15 protein-coding genes and 3 pseudogenes are annotated in these 19,774 nt (G+C 67.0%); 5 read left to right on the forward strand and 13 right to left on the reverse strand.

Annotation, left to right across the window (positions count from 1 at the left end):
• Positions 1–40 precede the first annotated feature (40 nt).
• The 3 genes from flgA (at position 41) to VSR72_RS42270 (ending at position 2,380) form a co-directional block, all read left to right on the forward strand.
• Entirely contained in the window at positions 41–1,354 is a 1,314-nt protein-coding gene (flgA, locus tag VSR72_RS42260) for a flagellar basal body P-ring formation chaperone FlgA (RefSeq protein WP_342958116.1), read from the forward strand.
• A 181-nt stretch (positions 1,355–1,535) separates the two neighbouring features.
• The gene (gene flgM, locus VSR72_RS42265; RefSeq protein ID WP_342958117.1) at positions 1,536–1,886 is read left to right on the forward strand and encodes a flagellar biosynthesis anti-sigma factor FlgM; all 351 of its coding nucleotides are present in this window, start codon (positions 1,536–1,538) and stop codon (positions 1,884–1,886) included.
• 50 nt (positions 1,887–1,936) lie between these two features.
• On the forward strand, positions 1,937–2,380 hold the full coding sequence (locus tag VSR72_RS42270; protein ID WP_342958118.1) for a flagellar protein FlgN: 444 nt from the start codon (positions 1,937–1,939) through the stop codon (positions 2,378–2,380).
• 168 nt (positions 2,381–2,548) lie between these two features.
• Here VSR72_RS42270 and VSR72_RS42275 read toward each other — a convergent pair whose 3' ends face one another.
• From VSR72_RS42275 to flhF, 3 genes and pseudogenes are all read right to left on the reverse strand, one after another.
• Positions 2,549–3,280 carry an RNA polymerase sigma factor FliA gene (locus tag VSR72_RS42275; RefSeq protein WP_342958131.1) on the reverse strand — a complete coding sequence of 244 codons (732 nt, stop codon included), beginning with the start codon at positions 3,278–3,280 and terminating at the stop codon, positions 2,549–2,551.
• A 389-nt stretch (positions 3,281–3,669) separates the two neighbouring features.
• Positions 3,670–4,452 (reverse strand): annotated as a pseudogene (locus VSR72_RS42280) (MinD/ParA family protein); the annotation flags it as partial.
• Positions 4,445–6,532: a flagellar biosynthesis protein FlhF gene (gene flhF / locus VSR72_RS42285; RefSeq protein WP_342958119.1), complete on the reverse strand. Its 2,088-nt coding sequence runs from the start codon at positions 6,530–6,532 to the stop codon at positions 4,445–4,447. The gene flhF and the pseudogene VSR72_RS42280, both read right to left, overlap by 8 nt.
• Before the next feature lie 452 nt (positions 6,533–6,984).
• Between flhF and VSR72_RS42290 the strand changes: the two genes are divergently transcribed.
• Together VSR72_RS42290 and VSR72_RS42295 are read left to right on the forward strand one after the other, a co-directional pair.
• Positions 6,985–7,329, forward strand: coding sequence for a toxin (locus VSR72_RS42290; protein WP_342958120.1), 345 nt, complete (start codon positions 6,985–6,987; stop codon positions 7,327–7,329).
• Positions 7,326–7,640: a type II toxin-antitoxin system MqsA family antitoxin gene (locus VSR72_RS42295; RefSeq protein ID WP_342958121.1), complete on the forward strand. Its 315-nt coding sequence runs from the start codon at positions 7,326–7,328 to the stop codon at positions 7,638–7,640. Before VSR72_RS42290 ends, VSR72_RS42295 begins: the two co-directional genes overlap by 4 nt.
• Before the next feature lie 25 nt (positions 7,641–7,665).
• Here the strand turns inward: VSR72_RS42295 and flhA are convergent, their stop codons facing one another.
• The 10 genes and pseudogenes from flhA to VSR72_RS42345 all read right to left on the reverse strand — a co-directional run bounded on the left by flhA (position 7,666) and on the right by VSR72_RS42345 (position 19,732).
• Positions 7,666–9,765, reverse strand: a complete 2,100-nt coding sequence (gene flhA, locus VSR72_RS42300) for a flagellar biosynthesis protein FlhA (RefSeq protein ID WP_342958122.1) — start codon at positions 9,763–9,765, stop codon at positions 7,666–7,668.
• Between the two features lie 164 nt (positions 9,766–9,929).
• Positions 9,930–11,102: pseudogene (gene flhB, locus VSR72_RS42305) on the reverse strand (flagellar biosynthesis protein FlhB); the annotation flags it as partial.
• A gap of 225 nt (positions 11,103–11,327) precedes the next feature.
• Positions 11,328–12,569, reverse strand: coding sequence for a DUF3443 family protein (locus VSR72_RS42310; protein ID WP_342958132.1), 1,242 nt, complete (start codon positions 12,567–12,569; stop codon positions 11,328–11,330).
• A 55-nt stretch (positions 12,570–12,624) separates the two neighbouring features.
• Positions 12,625–13,125: a DUF2844 domain-containing protein gene (locus VSR72_RS42315; protein ID WP_342958133.1), complete on the reverse strand. Its 501-nt coding sequence runs from the start codon at positions 13,123–13,125 to the stop codon at positions 12,625–12,627.
• Positions 13,126–13,459: 334 nt separating this feature from the next.
• A pseudogene (gene cheZ / locus VSR72_RS42320) lies at positions 13,460–14,119 on the reverse strand (protein phosphatase CheZ); the annotation flags it as partial.
• Positions 14,120–14,228: 109 nt separating this feature from the next.
• Positions 14,229–14,624, reverse strand: coding sequence for a chemotaxis response regulator CheY (gene cheY, locus VSR72_RS42325; protein WP_028203354.1), 396 nt, complete (start codon positions 14,622–14,624; stop codon positions 14,229–14,231).
• 130 nt (positions 14,625–14,754) lie between these two features.
• The gene (locus tag VSR72_RS42330; protein WP_342958123.1) at positions 14,755–15,882 is read right to left on the reverse strand and encodes a chemotaxis response regulator protein-glutamate methylesterase; all 1,128 of its coding nucleotides are present in this window, start codon (positions 15,880–15,882) and stop codon (positions 14,755–14,757) included.
• Complete coding sequence (cheD, locus tag VSR72_RS42335; RefSeq protein ID WP_342958124.1) at positions 15,879–16,721, reverse strand: chemoreceptor glutamine deamidase CheD; 843 nt, start codon at positions 16,719–16,721, stop codon at positions 15,879–15,881. The genes VSR72_RS42330 and cheD overlap by 4 nt, the downstream gene beginning before the upstream one ends.
• Positions 16,718–17,659, reverse strand: a complete 942-nt coding sequence (locus VSR72_RS42340; RefSeq protein WP_342958125.1) for a CheR family methyltransferase — start codon at positions 17,657–17,659, stop codon at positions 16,718–16,720. The genes cheD and VSR72_RS42340 overlap by 4 nt, the downstream gene beginning before the upstream one ends.
• Positions 17,660–17,887: 228 nt before the next feature.
• Entirely contained in the window at positions 17,888–19,732 is a 1,845-nt protein-coding gene (locus tag VSR72_RS42345) for a methyl-accepting chemotaxis protein (RefSeq protein ID WP_342958134.1), read from the reverse strand.
• Between the last annotated feature and the right edge of the window lie 42 nt (positions 19,733–19,774).

Genomic DNA, 19,774 nt, shown 5'->3' on the forward strand with positions numbered 1-19,774 from the left:
AGAATGCGAGTCGTGTTAATGCATTCGATGGAGAACGACGATGCCGCAGACTGCCTCTATCCGTAGGCCGCACGCCGGCCTGGAGCGGCGTGCGCGCGCGCTGTCGTGGCGCGCGTCCTGGACGTGCGCGATTGCCTGCGCATTGGGTGCCGCGAGCGCCCATGCGCAGACCCCGGCGCAGCCCGAGGGCGCGGCCGGGCAGATCTTTATTGCGGGCAACGGCGACCGCGCGGGCTCCGACGCGGCGCAGATGAACGCGCTGCTCGTCAGCAACGCGAAGAAGCCTGCCGGGGCGGCGCCCGTCAATGCTGCCGCCAACGCGCCCGCGAGCGACGCCGCGCCGCTGCGCGCGGCCAGCTACGCCGATCTGAATTCGCGCGGCGTGCCCGAGGATGCGCGCGCGGGCGTCGAGTCGAACGGCATGATCACGATTCCGGGTCCCGGCGAGCGCCCGGCCCAAGGCGACGCGCCGCGCATCGTCACGATTCCTTCGCCGGGTGCGAGCGCCCAACCCATGCGCGTGCCGGCGGCCAACCCGAACAACGCGGGCGCGCTTCAGCGCGTGAACCTGTCGAGCGCCGCGAACCGCGTCGCCCCTGTGGTCGTGGACGCCGGTGCGGCGGCGGTCGCCAACGCGAAGCCGGCTGCGAACGTTGCCAACGCAAGCACCAGCGCACCGCCCGCTCCCAATACCAGCGCCGTCGCCACGAACGTGCAGACCACGCCGCCGGGCCAGCAGGACGGCGAATCGATCCGCGCCGTCGCGCTCAACTTCCTGCAGCAGCAGTCGGCGGGCTTGCCGGGCCACGTGAACATCACGGTCGCGCCGGTGTTTCCGCGCGGCCTCGCCGCGTGCACCTCGCTCGAGCCGTTCATGCCGCCGGGCGCACGCACGTATGGCCACACGACCGTGGGCGTGCGCTGCATCGGTGCGAAGCCGTGGACGCTCTATGTGAGCGCACGCGTGGCCGTCGAGGTGAACTACTACGTGGCCTCGCGCCAGATCGGCGCGGGCGAAGCCCTTTCGGCCGCCGACTTCATGCCGCGCGCGGGCGACCTCGCGAGCCTGCCGCAGACCATCATCACCGATCCCAACCAGGCGACGGGCGCTGTCGCGCTCGCGCGCATTGCCGCGGGACTGCCGCTGCGCACCGACATGCTGCGCAGCGCGGCTTCGGTGGTCATCGGCCAGACGGTGAAAGTGATCGCCGTGGGCAGCAACTTCACGATCTCCGCCGAAGGCAGCGCGCTCAACAACGCCGAGCCCGGCCAGCAGGTGCGCGTGCGCACGAGCGGCGGCCAGATCATCTCGGGCGTGGTCAAGGACGCCGGAACCGTGCAGGTGCAAATATAGGGCCGGTAAGCGCTGGTAAGGGCCGGAACGCGGTGGCTTCAGCCCCGCCCGGCGGCCCGATCCGGCCGTTTCCGGCTTTGTGCGCCAGCACACGTAACAGCATGTAACGGTGGGATTTTCGCGCTAAAGTTCGGCCCGACCTATGCCGTTATCAAGGTCAAATCGATCAGGAAAGCCCATCGTGAAAGTTGACTCCTCCACCCGCAATGATCCGCGCACGCTGCAGGATGGCCTCGCGCGCTCGCAAGCTGATTCGACCGGCGTAAGCGCCGCCGGTACCGACACCGCAGCCACCACTGGCGCGGCAGGCACGGCCGGTGCCGCCCAAGGCGGCGCGAACGTGAGCCTCTCGTCGCTTTCGTCGACGATGCGCTCGCTCGCCGCGAGCGGCTCGGCCGACATCGACACGGCGCACGTCCAGTCGATCAAGGACGCGATCCGCAACGGCACGTTGCAGATCGACTCCGGCAAGATTGCCGACGGCGTGATCCAGACCGCCCGCGACCTCATGAAGCCGACGTCAGGCAACTGACACTCGACCAACGAGCGCCGCGCAAACCTCGCTTTTTTTGGTGCCTAGCAATGAAAGATGCCCTGTTGGCCACACTGATCGACGAACACGCCACGGTTGAGGCGTTCGCGTCGCTGCTCGCCTATGAAGAGAAGGCGCTCGTGTCGGCCGACGGCATGGAGGCGCTGCCGCAGATCGTCGAGCAGAAGACCACGCTCACGCAGCGTCTGGCTGGGCTCGAAAAGGCGCGCGACGCGCAACTGGCAGGCCTCGGTCTCCCCAGCGGCCGTAAAGGCATCGAAATGGCCTGCGACGGCGACACGCGCCTTGCGAGCCAGTGGGCGCTGCTCAAAGGTTCGACCGAACGCGCGCGCCGCAGGAATCTCACGATCGGCATGATGATCCGCACGCGCATGGAGCATAACCGCCGCGCGCTCTCGATCCTGCGCGGCGAAACGGGCGGCGGCGCGATGCTGTACGGTCCCGATGGGCGGCTGCCGGCGTTCGGGCTGTAAGCACCCAGCTCGCCAAAGACAAAAAGCCGAAGCGGTGATGCTTCGGCTTTTTTGTTTGTGCAATCCAGTCGGCCAACAAAAAAGCCGGAGTGCTCCCGCACCCCGGCTTTTTCACCCTCGCCTCACCCGGCCCGCGCTCACAACCGCCGCGCGGACCCGTCTACCGCCTCAATTCTCCTGGCCGGCCCACGACATCTCGCGCAGGCGCGTGCGCAAACGCGCCACTGCCTGGCTGTGCAGCTGGCACACGCGCGACTCGCTCACTTCCATCACCGCGCCGATTTCGCGCAGGTTCATGCCGCGCTCGTAATAGAGCGACATGAGCAGCTTCTCGCGCTCGGGCAGCCGCTCGATCGCCTCGACGAGCGCGCCGCGCAGGCTGTCGTCGAGCAGCGCCGACAGCGGGTCCGAATGATCGACGCAGTAGCGGTCGAGGAACGGTTCGTCCTCGGCGGAGCGGTCGAAGTCTTCGTAGTAAATGAGCTGGCTGCCGTGCAGGTCCTGCAGCATGCTCTGGTACTCGTCGAGCGGCATGCTCAGATGCTCGGCGATCTCCGCCTCGCTCGCCGAGCGCCCGAGCCGCTGCTCCACTTTGTGCACCGCGCTTTCCACTTCGCGCGAGGTGCGGCGCAGGCTGCGCGGCAGCCAGTCGTTGCTGCGCAGCTCGTCGAGCATCGCGCCGCGAATGCGCTGGCTCGCATAGGTCTCGAATTGCGCGCCCTGATCTTCCTTGTAGCGATTGGCCGCATCGAGCAGGCCGATCATGCCGGCCTGGATCAGGTCGTCGAGGTCCACGCTCGCCGGCATTTTCGCCACGAGCTGCAAGCCGAGCCGTCTCACGAGCGGCGCGTACTTCGCAAGCACGTCGGCCTGCGAAATTTTTCCTTGAGCGTTATACATCGACATCGTGCTCTCCACTTCTCATGTCCCTGATTGGCGTCGTCGTGCGCACGTCAGACGTGCTGCGGCGACGTCCGCTGCGCGGGCGTATCGGTCCGCCAGCCCACGTGGGCCGGTGCGGACGCGGATGTTGCATTGGGTGCGGGATGCACACCCGTCACGGCCGCTACGAACGAATCGGCGTTCGCGGCGAGCGTGCTGTGTGCGGCGTTTGTTCCTTGCGTTGCGTGCGTTCCATGCGTTGCATGCGCAGCGTGTAGCTGGACGCCGGCTTGCGGCGCGCCGTCCAGGTCGTCGGCGGGTGCGTCGCCCGCCGCTTCATGTTCTTCGTGCGTCGCGACGAGCGAGCCGCTCGCGCGCGCGGTGGCCGGCGAGCACGCCGAGACCGCGGGCCGCATGGGCCAGTGCGGCAGTTCGGCTGCCACGTGCCGGAAGTCGCGCGCGGCGGATGTCGACGGAAACGCATCGACGATGCAGCGCGCGAGCTTGAGTGCCTGCGCCATGTGTTGATCGGCAGCGACGCTTCCGGCGCTGTCGAGCGACACGCTCAGGTAGCGGCTCGCCACCCCCGCGAGATTCTCGATCGCGGTCTGCGCGTCGCTTGCGTTCGCCACATGATTCGCGAGCACGCGAAACTGCGCGATCGCATGCGCGAAGTGCAGCCGTTTCATGCACGCATAGGCGTCCGTGATCGACTGCGCACCGATGCGCATCACGATCAGCACGTCGTGCGCGTGCATGGCGAGCGGCGACAGCGCGCCTTCGGCATCGAGCTGCGCGTCGATCAATACGATGTCGGCGGGGCCCGAAATGACCTTGTGCAGTTGCGCGCTCGTGTACTGCGCGCGGTTGTCGCGCGAGGCGGCCAGCACGCCGAAGCCGAGCGCGTGACGCCCCACGGCTTCGTCGAGTGTGCGCTCGCCGCGCATCACGGCGGCGAAGTTGCCGGCGCCGCGTACTCCGCCTATCAGCGAACAGACCGAGCGGGGTCCCAGACACTCGTCGATGACGAGTACGTCCTTGCCCTGCGCAGTGAGCGCAGCCGCGAGATTGACCACGGTGGTCGTGCGTCCGGGCGAACCCGCACCGCCCGTCACCGCGACCACTCGCGAGCCTTCGCGCGCGAGAAGCCGGCGCAGCCCTTCTGCCTGATCGATTACGAACTTATCCAAACCTGACCTCGGGAGCCTGCGAATTCGAACGCGTCGAGAGAGCCGACAGCAGCGCCGGGATATCGTCTTCGTGCGGCACGAACGGCGAGCTCTCTCGCGGAATGCAGAAAGCGCTGCGGATCAGGAAGCGGCGCGTCGCCACATAGAGGTTCTCTGGGACCTTCTGGCCCGTCGAGACGTAATGCACCGGCAGCTTGTAGCGCAGCACGGTGTCGAGCGCGCTGCCGAGGTTGGTCGCCTCGTCGAGCTTGGTGAGGATGCAGCCCGTGAGCGGTGCGTTTTCGCTCTGGTAGGCCTGCACGACTTCGTTGAGCGTGTCGCCGTGGTTGGTCGCCGAGAGCAGCAGAAGGCGCCGCACCGGGCGGCCCGCGCCGCACAGCATGGCGATCTGGTCGGCCACGGCGCGATCGCGCTGGCTCATGCCGATCGTGTCGATCAGCACGATGTGCTTGTTCTTGAGTTCGGTGAGCGCGAGCTGGAGGTCCGCGCCGTCGCGCACCGCGTGCACCGAAACGCCGAGGATCTTGCCGAAGATGCGCAGTTGCTCGTGGCCGCCGATACGGTAGCTGTCGGTGGTGAGCAGCGCGACCTTGCTTGCGCCGAAGCGCATCACGCAGCGCGCGGCGAGCTTCGCCGTGGTCGTGGTCTTGCCCACGCCCGTCGGGCCCATCAGCGCGAACACGCCGCCGCGCTCCATGAGCGCTTCTTCGTCTTCGAGCACCGGCAGGTTCGATTCGAGCACCGACTGGAGCCACTCCATGCCGGCCTCTTCGGTTTCCACTTCGGGCAGGCGGTCGATCATCATCTTCACGAGCTGCGCCGAAAAGCCTGCTGCGAAAAGCTGCTTGGTGAGCGCGCCCTGCACCGGGCTGCGGCGCTGGCGCTCGCCCCAGAGGAGGCCCGCGAACTGCTCTTCCATCATGCCGCGCATGGAGGCGAGCTCGTTCATCACGGTTTCGTTCACAACCTGCTCGATGCGCGCGCGGATCGCCTCGCTCACGGTTTGCGCGGCGTCGGCATTCTTGCTGGACGTGGGCGCGGGACCGGCGGCCTCCGGGCCGTGGCCGAGGCGCTGCGCGGCGCGGCGCGCGGCGACATGAGCGGCTTCCAGCGCCCAGTCGGGCGTGCTGGCGTCGACGTCGGGCGGCAGCACCGGGTCGGCGACATTGCCAAGACCACGTGCGGCTGCGGTCGCGGGCGTCATGGCCGGCACGCGCGGCGCATTCTGCTGGTTCGCGATGCGGCGGGCGTGGTCGATCAGCCAGGGGTTCGACTCGGCCATCGTGCGCGGCACGTCGCTCGTGTGCGCTGCGGCGGCCTGTTCGAGGCGCGCGGCGGCTTCACGTGCGACGGCCGGGGCGCTGGCGTTCGCGGCCGGCGCCGTGGACGCAAACGATGGCGCAAAGGCCGGCGTGGCGAGCGACTCGGTCGCGGCCTGCAGCGCCATTTGCAGCGGCGTTTGCTGACCCGGCATGGCTTGCTGTGCCAGCTGCGCCGCTTGCATCGTGGACTGCAGCGTCGCGGGCATCGGCGATTGCGCGGCCTGCTGGCCAGCTGCTGCCCGCGAAGAAGGCGAAAGCGGCGCGATGGCGGCCGAAGCCGCCGACGCTTCCTGGCCGAGCGAGACCGCGGTGTCCGCGGCGTGATCGCCATCGGCATCGGCGTCGGCATTCGCGCCGCCCTTTTCGGCGCCCACTTCCGGGCTTGCGCCAAACACGGAGGAGAACACGTCCGGCATGCCGCTCGCGTAGGGGTTCGCACCGCCAATCGGGGCGGCGAGCGCCGCCGGGGCTGCGCCGGACGCGGCGCGCGGCGTGCGCGGCATTTGCGTCATCGCGGCGGAAGGCTGCGCGAACGGGCCACCCTGGCCACCCTGAGCACCCGAGCCGCCCAGACCTTGCGCTGCGGCAGCATCGGCCGGCGCGATCGCCGCGAGATCGCGGTCCGCGAGCGCGACGATTTCAACGCTGCCGTCGTCGAGCGTACGGTTCGACAGAACGACGGCGTCCGCACCCAACGCTTCGCGTACGAGCCGTAACGCGTCGCGGCTGGTGCCACCGATGAATTTGCGAATGTTCAAGCTGTGCCCCTGATGAGGTGAGCGGCTTATGCCGCCGCCGGTCGTCTGTTGCTGGAATGGCGCTGGATTGCTGCCGGCCGTGCGTCGCTCGCAAGACCTTTTCCGATGTTGGAATTATTTCGAAGGTGAGGCCCCCATGATCGATGGATCAGGGCGGAGAAATGCGGGTAATTCGCGGAATCGGTGACGGGGGGGCGGGCGGAACGCCGGGCAGGCCCGAAGCGCGCGGTAGCGGAACGTGCATGAGGGTTTGCGCCTTGCTGTCCAGCGGGCCAGCAGGCCTTGCGGCAAGTCAAAAGTCCATTCGAAAAGCGCACTTGTGGCGCGAGAAGGCCCAGTTGCGTCGAACGAAGTCGTGCTTTGCGAGCCGTAAGTTTCTCCCGAACGCGGACTGGCCGTAGTGAAAGTCTGCCTCAATCTATACGCAAATTGCGTATAATTACATTGCGCCTATGAACGCCATCTTCGTAGAGCTTTCCTTGTTCCGTGACCGGCGCCCCGATTATCTCGATGACGACGAGTATCGGGCGCTCCAAAACGAGTTGCTGGCCAATCCAGCAAAGGGCGACGTCATCAAGCACACGGGGGGCTTGCGCAAATTGCGCTGCAAGGATTCGCGCCGCCAAAAGGGAAAGCGCGGCGGACTCAGGGTGATCTACTACTATTGGGTGGGCGGCGCGCAGTTTTGGATGTTTTTCATCTACGCAAAGGACGAGATGGACGACCTCACGCCCCATGAAGCGAAAGCGCTCAGCGCAATGCTCAACACCGAGGTTGAACGGAGGACCGGCAAATGAAGAAAGGCCGCCTTTTTGATGCCCTCAAGCAGGGGCTCGACGAACTCGCGGCGGAGCGTGAAGGCAAGCTCACGCTGCACAAGGTGTCGCTGGACGTGGCAGACCCAATCGATGTCACGGCGGACGAGATCAAGTCCGTGCGCGAGTCGGTCAATGTGTCTCAGGCCGTCATGGCGAGGCGGTTGCGCGTCAATGTGCGCACGTGGCAGAACTGGGAACAGGGCAAGGCGAAGCCCAACGCGCAGGCCGCAGTCCTCATCAAGCTGGTCGAGAAGCATCCGGAAACGCTCGAGCTTCTCGAAACGCTGTGACGTCTGCAAAGCGCACCCGGCGCGCTCAACCCGCCCCGATCACATTCACCACCTTCACATTGCGCGTATCCGGCACCTCGGCATACGACAGCACCTTGAGCTGCGGCAGGCTGCGGCGCAGGAAGCGCGAAAGCATGGGCCGCAGCGCGTGCTGCACGAGCATCACGGGCGAAAGCCCCAGCGCCTGCTGACGCCCCATTGCCTGCTCCGTCTGCGCGAGCAGCGTATGCGCGAGGCCGGGCTCGAGGCCGGGGTTCGGGCCCGAGGTGAGCGTCTGCGAAAGCACACGCTCCAGGTTCGCGTCGAGGCCCATCACCTGCATGTCGGCATTGCCGGGGAACCACTGCTGCGTAATCGCGCGGCCAAGCGAGATGCGCACCGCCGCCGTGAGATCGTGCGCGTCGGTCAAGCGCGGCGTGTGCTCCGCGAGCGACTCCATGATCGTGCGCATGTCGCGAATCGGCACGCCTTCTTCCAGCAGGTTTTGCAGCACCTTTTGCAGCGTCGTGACCGGCAGCACCTTCGGCACGAGGTCGTCCACGAGCGAAGGCGTGTCCTTCTGCACGCGCTCGAGCAGCGCCTGCACCTCGCGGCGGCCGAGCAGCTCGGCCGCGTGCATGACGACGAGGTGATTGAGGTGCGTCGCCACCACCGTGCTCGAATCGACCACCGTGTAGCCGAACACCTGCGCCTGCTCGCGCACGTTCGAATCGATCCACACGGCGGGCAGGCCGAACGCCGGGTCCATGGTCGGCGTGCCGGGCAGCACCGCGCTCACCTGGCCCGGGTTGATCGCGAGCCACTGGCCCGGATAGGCCTCGCCCGTGCCCACTTCCACGCCCTTCAGCGCGATGCGATAGGCGTTCGGGCGCAGCTCCAGGTTGTCGCGAATATGGATGACGGGCGGCAAAAAGCCGATTTCCTGCGCGAACTTCTTGCGGATGCTCTTGATGCGCTTGAGCAGCTCGCCGTCGGTGTTCTTGTCGACGAGCGGAATGATGCGGTAGCCCACTTCGAGGCCGAGCGTGTCGATGAGCGCCACGTCGTCCCAGGTCGCCTCGGCGTTTTCGACCGGTGCGAGCGCGGCGGGCGCGGCGTCGGCGATCACGGCGCTCACCTTCTTCGCCTCGGCGTTCTTCTTCATCGTGCGGCCAAGCTGGATCGCGCCGCCGCCGAGCAGCAGAAACGCAAAGTGCGGCATGCCGGGAATCAGACCCATCATGACGATGATCGAACCCGTGATCATGAGCACGCGCGGGTTCGTGAAGAGCTGGCCCGTGAGCTGCGTGCCGATGTCTTCGTTGGTCGCCACGCGCGAGACGATCACGCCGGCCGCCGTCGAGATGACGAGCGACGGGATCTGCGCGACGAGGCCGTCACCGATGGTGAGCAGCGTGTAGGTCTCGCCCGCCGAAGCGAGCGGCATGCCGTGCTGCACGACGCCCACGATCAGGCCGCCGACGATGTTGATCACCATGATCAGCAGGCCGGCAATGGCGTCGCCGCGCACGAACTTGCTCGCACCGTCCATCGAGCCGTAGAACTCGGCTTCCTGGGCAATCTCGCTGCGGCGCTTGCGGGCCGCTTCTTCGTTGATGAGGCCCGCGTTCAGGTCGGCGTCGATCGCCATCTGCTTGCCGGGCATCGCGTCGAGCGTGAAGCGCGCGGAGACTTCGGCGATACGGCCCGCGCCCTTCGTGATCACCATGAAGTTGATGACCATCAGGATCACGAACACCACGATACCCACGGCGAAGTTGCCGCCCACGAGGAAGTGGCCGAACGACTCGATCACCTGGCCCGCGGCGCCGGGGCCGGTGTGGCCTTCGAGCAGCACGATACGCGTGGAGGCCACGTTCAACGAAAGCCGCAGGAGCGTGGAGAACAGCAGCACGCTCGGGAACGCCGCGAAGTCGAGCGGCTTCATGGTGTACATGCTGACGAGCAGCACCATCACCGAAAGCGCGATGTTGAAGGTGAACAGCAGATCCAACAGGAACGGCGGCAACGGCAGAATCATCATGCCGAGGATCATGCAGATCAGGATCGGTCCCGCCAGCGCGCGCAGATTCGTGCTTTGCAGCATCTCCGGGCGCCGCGCGAGGAAACCGGTGCGGGCGTTCATTCTGTTGCTCCTTCAGTGCCGTCGCGCTTCGTACTGGAATCGGCGCGGCCGGCGGTGTTCGATGCGTTGTTTGCGTCCGCCGCGTTCGCGGCGTTGGCGGCGTTCGTGCTATTCGCTGCGTTTGCGCGTCTGGCGGCCTCGGCGGCCGTGCGCTCCTCGGGTGTGAGGGCTTCGTCGGCTTCGCTGGCTTCGTCTTCGTCGCTCACCGCGCCCTTGTCCAGTTCGGGTGGCACGTCGAGATCGGTCGGCTCCATCGGCACGTCGCCGCCATGCTCGCGAAAGCGCTTGAGCTGATAGACCCAAGCGAGCACCTGGGCGACCGCGCCGTAGAGCGGCCCCGGAATTTCGCGGTTGATGTCGACGTTGTAGTAGAGCGCGCGGGCGAGCGGCGGTGCTTCGAGCAGCGGCACGTTGTTCTCGGCCGCGATCTCGCGGATGCGCGTGGCCACGAGGTTCACGCCCTTGGCGACGACCTTCGGCGCGCGCATTTCGCCATCGGCGTACTTGAGCGCAACGGCGAAGTGCGTCGGGTTGGTCACGACCACGTCGGCCTTGGGCACCTGGGTCATCATGCGGCGGCGGGCGGCGGCGCGCTGCTGCTGGCGAATGCGTCCCTTCACGTGCGGATCGCCTTCGTTCTCGCGGTGCTCTCGCTTGACCTCTTCTTTTGTCATGCGCAGCTTGCGGTAGTACGACCAGAGCTGATACGGCACGTCGAGCGCGGCGACCACGAACATGCCGGCGACCGTCATGCCGCAGCACACGCCGATCAGATGCATCGCGTCGGCGAACGCGCGCGGCGCGGGCTGCATGGCGAGCCCGAGAATCTCTTCGCGCCGGCTCCATAGCGCCCAGCCGCCGATCACGCCCACCACGAGCGTCTTGGCGAGCGACATGCCGAGCTGGATCGGCCCGTTCACGGAGAAGATCCGGCCGAGCCCCGACATCGGATTGAGGCGGCCGAAGTTCGGCTCCAGCGATTTCGTCGAGATGAGCCAGCCGCCGAGCGCCATGGGCGCAAGCAGTGCGGCGAGCCCCGTGAGCGCGAGCACCGGCATGAGCGCCAGGAGCCCCTCGCGCGCGGCTACGCCCGCGCCGATGAGCATGCGGCGTGTTTCGAATGCGCTGGCGTGATTGAACGTGAACGCGCCGCGCATCATGGCCCGCAGATGCTCGCCGATCGTGCCGGAGAGCATCCACGTGCCATAGAAGCCCGCCGAGAGCAGCGCGAACGTCGCCAGCTCCCGGGAACGCGGAACCTGCCCCTCCTCCCGCGCCTTTTCGAGGCGCTTGGGAGTGGCGGATTCGGTTTTCTCGAGGTCGCTGTCCTCAGCCACGCATGCTCCGGTCTCGGGCACGCGCCGCTCATCGCGGCTGCGCGGCTGGCGCGCGCCCTTTTTCAGTGACAGCGATTATTGCCGCGACAGCCAAGCACCGATTGACGGAGTAAGGCGGGGAAATCAGGGTATTTCGGCCGATGGAACCGGGGCGCGATCATCGGCGAGCGCCGGCGCGCGAGGCGCGGATGCGCTCGCGGGCCGTCAATCTCACGATAAACACGCTCAGTACGCGACGTACGGCGCCTTGCCGCCGGTCGCGGTCATGTCCATGCCGTAGTACACGTAGCGGCCATAGAAGAACGACAACCCCAGGTCGAGGGTCGTCGACGATCCGAACTGCCCGGCCAGGTTGTTGGCCGCATAGTTCGTACCGCTGCCGAGCAGCGAGCTTGCATTCGCAACATTGAAAGTCGCGGTGCCGGACGTCGCACCGTTGTTGGAAACGAGCGCCGCGCTGAAGGACTGCGTCGAAGACGGGCAGTAGAACGTGCCGAGATTGCCGCCGCACTGCGGCAGGCTGCTGTCGGCGAAGAAGATCGCGTTCGAGCCGGAGTCGAGGAAGGTCTGAAGCGTACGTCCGTTGAACGTGGAGCTGAGCCTGCCCCACTGGTCCGTGGCGAAGCTTTGCGAGGCGTTCATCGCGTTGTTCGACTGCGTGCCGATGCCGAACACGAGCGTGCCCGTCGCGCTGGGCGCGCCGCTGTCAGACACCGGCGCCATCTCCAGGATCACGCCGTTGTTGTCGGCGAATTTCGGCACCGGATTGGCCACCATTTGGGTTTGCGAGACCGTTACGGCAGTGCAGTTCGTGTTGCCTGGGCACGAGTAGTAAGCGCCGATGGAGTCATACGGTGCGACTCCGATACCGAGAATGCCGTTCGCGCCCAGGTCCTGCACCGTGTTCTGCGCGTTGCCAAAGGCGGCGCACGCGGACGGCACCGTGTTCGAGCCCAGGTCGCCGATCACCTGGATCGGAATATTGGACGCCGTCTCGCCGCTGATCTTGACGTCGGCGGAACGTACGGTGCCCCATGTGTAGCCATCGGCAAACGCCGTGCATTCGGCGAGGTTGACGTTGTTGAGCATGACAGGTGACAGCGAACTCAGCACATTCGGCAGCGCCGATGCAAGCAGACGCAGGCCGAACGAAGCCGTATCCACCTGAACGTTGCTGACGGTATCGCAGGTGCTCGTGTTGGCCACGCAAACCTTCAGGGTAACGGTGGGAATGTTCGGCAGCGTGCCCGTCAGCCCACGGTCGACGGTGACGGCTACCGTGTTCGCGGCAGTGGCCGCAGTGGGCTGCTGCGTGGGACTGGGAACCGCGGAGCCACTGCCGCTGCTGCCGCTCGAACTGCTATTGCTATTGCCGCTGCTGCCACCCCCGCCTCCGCAGGCGGCGACGAGCGAAACCAGAGCGACGAGCGCGGCGGTCGAAAGGACCCGGAAAGGGCGCAGGCACAAGCCGCGCGAATGGCGTGAAGTCAGCACTGATGTCAGCACGTTCGGCCTCCGCTCGTCACTGGATATCGGAGGCGCTGACGCCCGCAGGCAGCGCCTGCGGCAGCCATGCCTGCCCGGAGAAGGCGCCCATGTGGCCGCCCGAATGCACGACGACGTTCGAGTTTTCGACCACGCCCGGCCCGCGCACGAGACCGGCGGCGTGGCTCGCCTTCACGCCGGCCTTGTATTGGGGAAAGTAGTCGCCGAGCAGCGTGGCGAGATTGGGCATCTGCGGACCGTCCCAGGCAACGCCGAATACGGTGCCGGCCTGCGTGAGGTATTCACGCACGACGGTGCCGTTGGCGAGCGTGGTCTGCTGAACGGTGTAGGCGGGAGCGGTGGAAGCGCCGGAAGCGGCGCCCTGGGTGGCTGCGCGCGCAACGGCCGACGCGTTGCCGGCCGCGGCGGCCGCCGAGGCGGCGCTCAGGGTGCTCACGCTCGCGCCCGCGGGCGTGGACATGGGCGCGCCGCCGAGCGCGGCGTTGGCAGGCGGCGCGGCGAGCAATGCGCAAAGCATTGAACCGACAAGCGCTGCAGCCGGTGCAAAACCGGGCGCAAAACCAGGCGCGGCGCGGCGCGCGAGCACGCGCGCCGCCTTGCCACAGAACGATGTGTATGGATACAAGGCGTCCCCTCCCTCTTGCGATGGCGCGTTGCACCATACGCTGTCGGGCCGCGCGGGAACGTCGCGGCGGGGCGCAGCAGGACGGGCAACGGCTGGCTATGCTCCGTTGCACCGCCGCGGAACTTGCCGCGGCCGTGCACGAAGGCATGAGCACTAGTATGCCCGCCTTGGACGCCATGTGGCAGTTGGCCGTTCGGCCAACTGCTGGCCAGCTATGCGCGCCGGGTCAGAACCCGAGGCTCGCGAGCAGATCGTCGACCTGCGCCTGGTCCTGCACGACGTCGGTCTTGCCTTCCGGATTGATCTGCGGGCCGTTGAGCAGGCCTTCGGGGCTGCCCGTGCTGCTCTGGGTTTCCGCGAGCGCCGCCGCCGTGGCCGCGAACTGCTCGCGCCGCTCCGGCGCGATGTTCTCGACCAGCACGGTGAGCAACTGTTGCTCGATCAGATAGACCACGTCCATGATCTTCTTGATCACCTGGCCCGTCAGGTCCTGGAAGTCCTGAGCGAGCATGATCTCGAGCAGCTGCTGGTTGGTCGCCGCGGTGGCTTGCGGCACGTTATCCACGAAGGCGCGCGTGTCGTCCATCAGCTGGCGCACTTCCGCGCGGCCGATCGGCGCGTCGTACCACGTCGCCCAGCGGCTCGTCAGCTCCTTCGCGTCGCGCTCGAGCGTTTCTTGCAGCGGCTTGGCGATGTCGATCGCGGTCAGCACGCGCTCGGCGGCCTGCTCGGTCATGTTCGCGACATAGCGCAGTCGGTCGCGCGCGTCGGGCACCGCCTCGGCGGCGCGCTCCACGTGCTTGTCGAGGCCGAGCTCGCGCATCGAGTCGCGCAGGCTGCGCGTCAGATGGCCGATGCGCGCGAGGATGCGGTCCGTCGCCAGCTCGCCCGCCTCGCCCGCAGACGGCGCCCCGAAATCGAACTCGGGAGGCTGCGGGAGCGGCTCGGCGCCCTCGCCTTCCGGCCACTCACCGGAACTGATGGGCTCGTTCACGTCAGCTCCCCGTCTTGGCCATCTTCTCGAGAATCTTGTTGAGCTTCTCGTCGAGCGTGGCGGCCGTGAACGGCTTCACCACATAGCCGCTCGCGCCAGCCTGCGCCGCCGCGATGATGTTCTCCTTCTTCGACTCGGCCGTCACCATCAGCACCGGCAGATGCGTCAGGTTCGCGTCGGCGCGGATCTCCTTGAGCATGGCGAGACCGTCGAGGTTCGGCATGTTCCAGTCGGAGATCACGAACTCGTAGTTGCCGCCGCGCAGGCGGGCGAGGCCCGCTGCGCCGTCTTCGGCTTCGTCGACGTTCGAGTAGCCCAGTTCCTTGAGCAGGTTGCGGACAATCCGGCGCATCGTCGGAAAGTCGTCCACCACCAGAATCTTCATTCCCTTATCCATCTCGTTCCATTCCTCCAGGCGAAAACCCGGGCAATTATCCAGAGAAGCGCACTGCCTATCCAGATAAATTAATCGCGAGCGATCGTGCAAGCGTTTGCGGCCAACACGATCTCTCGATATTGGTTGTTCATCAGACGCGCTGGACCCGGTCGCCCATCGAGGCGAGACGGGTCATCACGCGCCGGCTCATGTCTGCAAGCGAGGCGATTTCGTCGGCGCCGCCCATTGCAATGGCTTCACGCGGCATGCCGAACACGATGCAGCTCGCCTCGTCCTGCGCGAGCGTGTAAGCACCGGCCTGACGCATTTCAAGCAGCCCGGCCGCACCGTCGCGGCCCATGCCCGTGAGAATCACGCCGATGGCGTTCTTGCCTGCGTGCAGCGCCGCCGAGCGAAACAGCACATCGACCGACGGACGGTGCCGGTTGACCGGCGGGTCGTCGGACAGATGCGCGATGTAGTTCGCCCCGCTGCGTGCGAGCAAGAGGTGTGCGTGGCCCGGCGCGATGTAGGCGTGGCCGGGCAGCACACGTTCGCCGTGCTCCGCTTCCTTGACGGTGATGCGGCACAGCCCGTTCAGGCGCTGTGCGAACGACTTCGTGAACCCCGGCGGCATGTGCTGCGCGATCAGCACCGCGGGCGCGTCTGGCGGCAGCGGCTGCAGCACTTCGCGGATCGCCTCGGTGCCGCCCGTCGACGCGCCGACGATCACGAGCTTCTCGGTCGAGACGAGCGGGTTGTTGATCATCGGCGCCGGGCTCGCGGCGTGCGCAGCGTGGCCGTGGGCGCTGTGCGCGTGGCCTGCCGCGCCCGCTGCGGGAGCGGCGGGGGCATGGTGCGCGCGCACGCGGGCGCGCGCGGCGGCGCGCACCTTGTCGGCGAGCTTTTCCGAGTATTCGAGCATGCCGTCGCGAATGCCGACCTTTGGCTTGGTCACGAAGTCGACCGCGCCAAGCTCCAGCGCACGCAGCGTGATTTCGTTGCCGCGCTCGGTCAGCGACGACACCATCACGACCGGCATGGGCCGCAGGCGCATCAACTTCTCGAGGAAGTCGAGGCCGTCCATACGCGGCATTTCCACGTCGAGCGTGAGCACGTCGGGGTTGTGCTGCTTGATCAGCTCGCGCGCAACGAGCGGATCCGGCGCGGTGGCGACGACCGTCATATCGGGCTGACTGTTGATGATTTCTGTCATCAAACTGCGGATCAGCGCCGAATCGTCGACGCAGAGAACCTTGATTTTTTGCACAGCGTTCACGCCTCCTCTACTGTCCTGGCGTTGTCTTGACCGGATGCACGCAGCGCGGACGACACGCTCGAGCCGAACAGCTCGATGCGAGGACGCGCGCCCTGCGGCTGGGAATGGGAAATCTGTGTCGCTTGCGCTGCGGCATGGGCAGCGCTTGTGGCGCTCGTCGCATGAGCCGCCGCCGTGGCGCCCGGACCCGCGCGAGCGGCGCTGCCGACCCCGAACAGCTCGACGCGCGCCCGTGCACGCGCGAGCCGTTCGGCACGCGCTTCGGCGGTTTGCGCGGCGAGCTGCTGTTCGCGCTCGGCCACGCCCGTGTCCTGGGAGAGGCGCAGCTTCTTCACCATCACCTGACCCGTGCGCGGCAAGAACGCCACCTTGCGCGGATGCGAGCCTTGCAGGTCTTCGGCGACGATGCGGATGTTCTCGGTCGCCAGATAGCGGCGCACGAACGCGGCGTTGCGATCGCCAATGTTCATCGTCGTCATGCCCGCGAGCACCGCCGCGCCGCCGAACACCTTGGCCTCGAAGCGCTCGCGCCGGCCGCCCGCCTTGATCAGCTCGTTGATGAGCACTTCCATCGCGTAGGCGCCGTAGCGCATCGCGTCGGAGGCGCCGGTGAGCGCGTGGGCGGAGTCCGCGCCGTCGTCGGGCAGCATGAAGTGATTCATGCCGCCAATGCCGGCCGTGCGGTCCTGGATGCAGGCCGCCACGCACGAGCCCAGCACGGTGACGAGCACCATGTCCTCGCCTGTCGTGTAGAACTCGTTGGGCAACAGCTTCACGCCGGGACGCTGGAAATGCGTGTCGAAATAGCGATTCGATGCGATCGGGAGGCGGGCGCTCATGCGGGCACTCCGATCGCGTCGTTCGCGCGGCGCGGTGCGGCATTGGCCTGGGCCTGCGCACCGCGCGTGAGTTCGTACACCGTCTGCCCGCGCAGACGGAACGCCTGCGTGACGTAGGTGAAGTTCTCCGAGTGACCCGCGAACAGCAGGCCATCCGGCTTCATGAGCGGCTCGAAGCGCGTGAGGACCTGCGCCTGCGTCGGCTTGTCGAAATAGATCATCACGTTGCGGCAGAAGATCGCGTCGAACGTCGTGCGCAAGCCGTAGTCCGCGTCGGTGAGATTGAGCTGCTCGAACTTGATCATTGCGCGCAGCTCGGGGCGCACCTTCACGAGCCCCGAGTGCGAGCCGGTGCCCTTGAAGAAGAACCGCTTGAGGCGCTCGGGCGACAGATGCTTCACCTGGTCGAACGAGTACACGCCCGCGTCGGCCTTGGCGAGCACCTGGGTGTCGAGGTCCGTGGCAAGCACGCGCGCCTCGCGCGCGGCGCGGTCTCCAAGTGCTTCGACGAGCGTCATGGCGATCGAGTACGGCTCTTCGCCCGTGGACGCCGCCGAACACCACACCGAAACGGGTTGAGAACTCCGGCGCTTCACGAAATCCGCGAGGATCGGGAAGTGATGCGCCTCGCGGAAAAACGCCGTGAGGTTCGTGGTGAGCGCGTTCGTGAACGCTTCCCACTCGCTCGCGTCATTGCGTGCTTCGAGCTGGTCGAGGTACTCGCGGAAACTGTCGAGGCCGAGCGTGCGCAGGCGCCGTGCGAGACGGCTATACGCCATGTCGCGCTTGTGGTCCGAGAGCGAGATGCCCGCGCGGCGGTGAATGAGCGCGCGAATGCGCTCGAAGTCCGCCGAGGTGAAATCGAAATCGCGGTTGCTCTCGACTCCGGGCGCGAGCGCGTCGCCTGCGTCGTGACGTGAATTGCGCAGCGCTTTCATGCTGATATTCCTTCGCATTGCGCGCCGCCCACTGCATGGGATACCGCGGCGCAGGACTGCTGCGCGCCGCGCCTGCCCGTTTGCAATGCGTGCGGCGCATGGGCGGCCTGCGCGGCGCGCGTGGACCCTGGGGTCCGGCGCGGCAGGTCATGCCGTTGTGTAGCGCTCATGTGCATTGCAGTTGCTCGTCGTGTTCAGTACTTCACTACTTTTCTATGCCGCGTTCGATCAGAACGTTTCCCAGTCCGAATCGTCCGAGGCGGATGCCGCCGTGCTCACGTGCGTCTCGGCGCGTGCAGGCGCAACGGCCTTTGCTGCCGGTTTGGACGCCGGCTTGGTCACCGGTTGTGCTGCGGGCTTTGCTGCCGTTTTCGTCGCCTGCGCTGCGGTGTCCGCCGATGTTGTCGCCACCGCTGCCTTCGCTCCCGCCGCAGCCGAAGACGGCGTCGTGCGTTTCGCGGCGACCGGCGCCGCCGGCGTCGCGCGAGCCGGGCTTGCACTCACGCTGCGCGCTTGCGCGGCGCCCGTCGTCCACGTGCCGAGCACGTTCTGCAGCTGGCGCGTCTGCTCTTCGAGCGACGCCGCCGCAGCGGCCGCCTGTTCCACCAGCGCGGCGTTCTGCTGCGTGACGGTGTCCATCTGCGTGACGGCGCGGTTGACCTGCTCGATGCCGCCCGACTGCTCCTCGGACGCCGCGCTGATCTCACCCATGATGTCGGTCACGCGACGCACGGCCTGAAGGATTTCTTCCATCGTCGAGCCGGCGCGGCCCACGAGCTGCGAGCCGCTTTGCACCTTCTCGGCCGAGTCGTTGATGAGTTCCTTGATTTCCTTCGCGGCGCTGGCGCTGCGCTGCGCGAGGCTGCGCACTTCGCCTGCCACCACCGCGAAGCCGCGGCCCTGCTCGCCCGCGCGCGCCGCTTCCACGGCCGCGTTGAGCGCGAGAATGTTGGTCTGGAACGCAATGCCTTCGATCACGCTGATGATGTCCACGACCTTCGCCGAACTCACGGCGATGCCCTGCATCGTGTTCACGACTTCGCCCACCACCTCGCCGCCGCGCGTCGCGATGTCGGAGGCGTTGACGGCCAGCTGGCTCGCCTGGCGCGCGTTCTCGGCGTTCTGGCGCACGGTGCCGGTGAGCTGCTCCATGCTCGACGCCGTTTCCTGCAGCGAAGCGGCCTGCTGTTCGGTGCGCTGCGACAGGTCGGTGTTGCCCATCGCGATTTCGCGCGCGCCCACGTCGATCGAGCTTGCGCCCGTATGCACCGCGCTCACCAGCGTGGTGAGGCTTTCCTGCATGCGCTTGATGCCGCCGAAGAGCCGTCCGATCTCGTTGTCGCTGTAGACGGTCACCGTCTGCGAGAGATCGCCATGGGCGATGCGCTCGAAGCACGCCACGGCGTCCTCGAGCGGCTGCACGATGAGGCCGCGCATGGCGACGCGGATCGCCAGCACGAGCACGAGCGCAATGGCGATCACCACGCCAATGGCGATGCGCATCACAGCGATCTTGTCGTGCGCGCCCGCTTCGCGAGCCTGTGCGCTGTCTTCCAGCGCCTGCGCGAGCGGCCCCGCGACGTTGTCGTAGTCGACGAACATCGGGCTGATCTTCGTGTCGGCGATGGCGTGATAGGCGGGTTGATCGTTTGCGCGCAGGGCCGCAAATTCGGGCTGAACGCCGTCTTGCATCAACGTGGCGCGCTTGGCCGCGAGCGTGTCGAGCATGGCGGCGTCGAGACCGCCTTTCGGCGCGTTCTGGAAGGCCTGCCACGCTTCGTTGGATTTGCCGAGCAACTCCTGGGCGCGGTCGATCACCTTCTTCGCGTCGTCGGCCTGACCTGCCGCCGTGAGCGCGCTGGCGCGATCGACCGCAACGCGCGTGCGCAGCAGATACGACGACGCGTCGTTCAGCGCATGCATCGCCACCAGATCGCCTCGCACGATCTCGGTGAACGCGTCGCTCGCACGCCCGAGCGCGACGAGCCCGAGTGCGCCGACCAGCACGGTCAGCGCAACCAGAATGACCCCGACGCCCGTGAGCGTCGAGCGGATCGACCATCTTTGCAGCATCTCGTTTGCTCCTGTCCTGTGCGTATCGGGGCGGGCTATGGG

It is taken from the genome of Paraburkholderia sp. JHI869 (genome assembly GCF_038900775.1).
GTDB lineage: Bacteria > Pseudomonadota > Gammaproteobacteria > Burkholderiales > Burkholderiaceae > Paraburkholderia.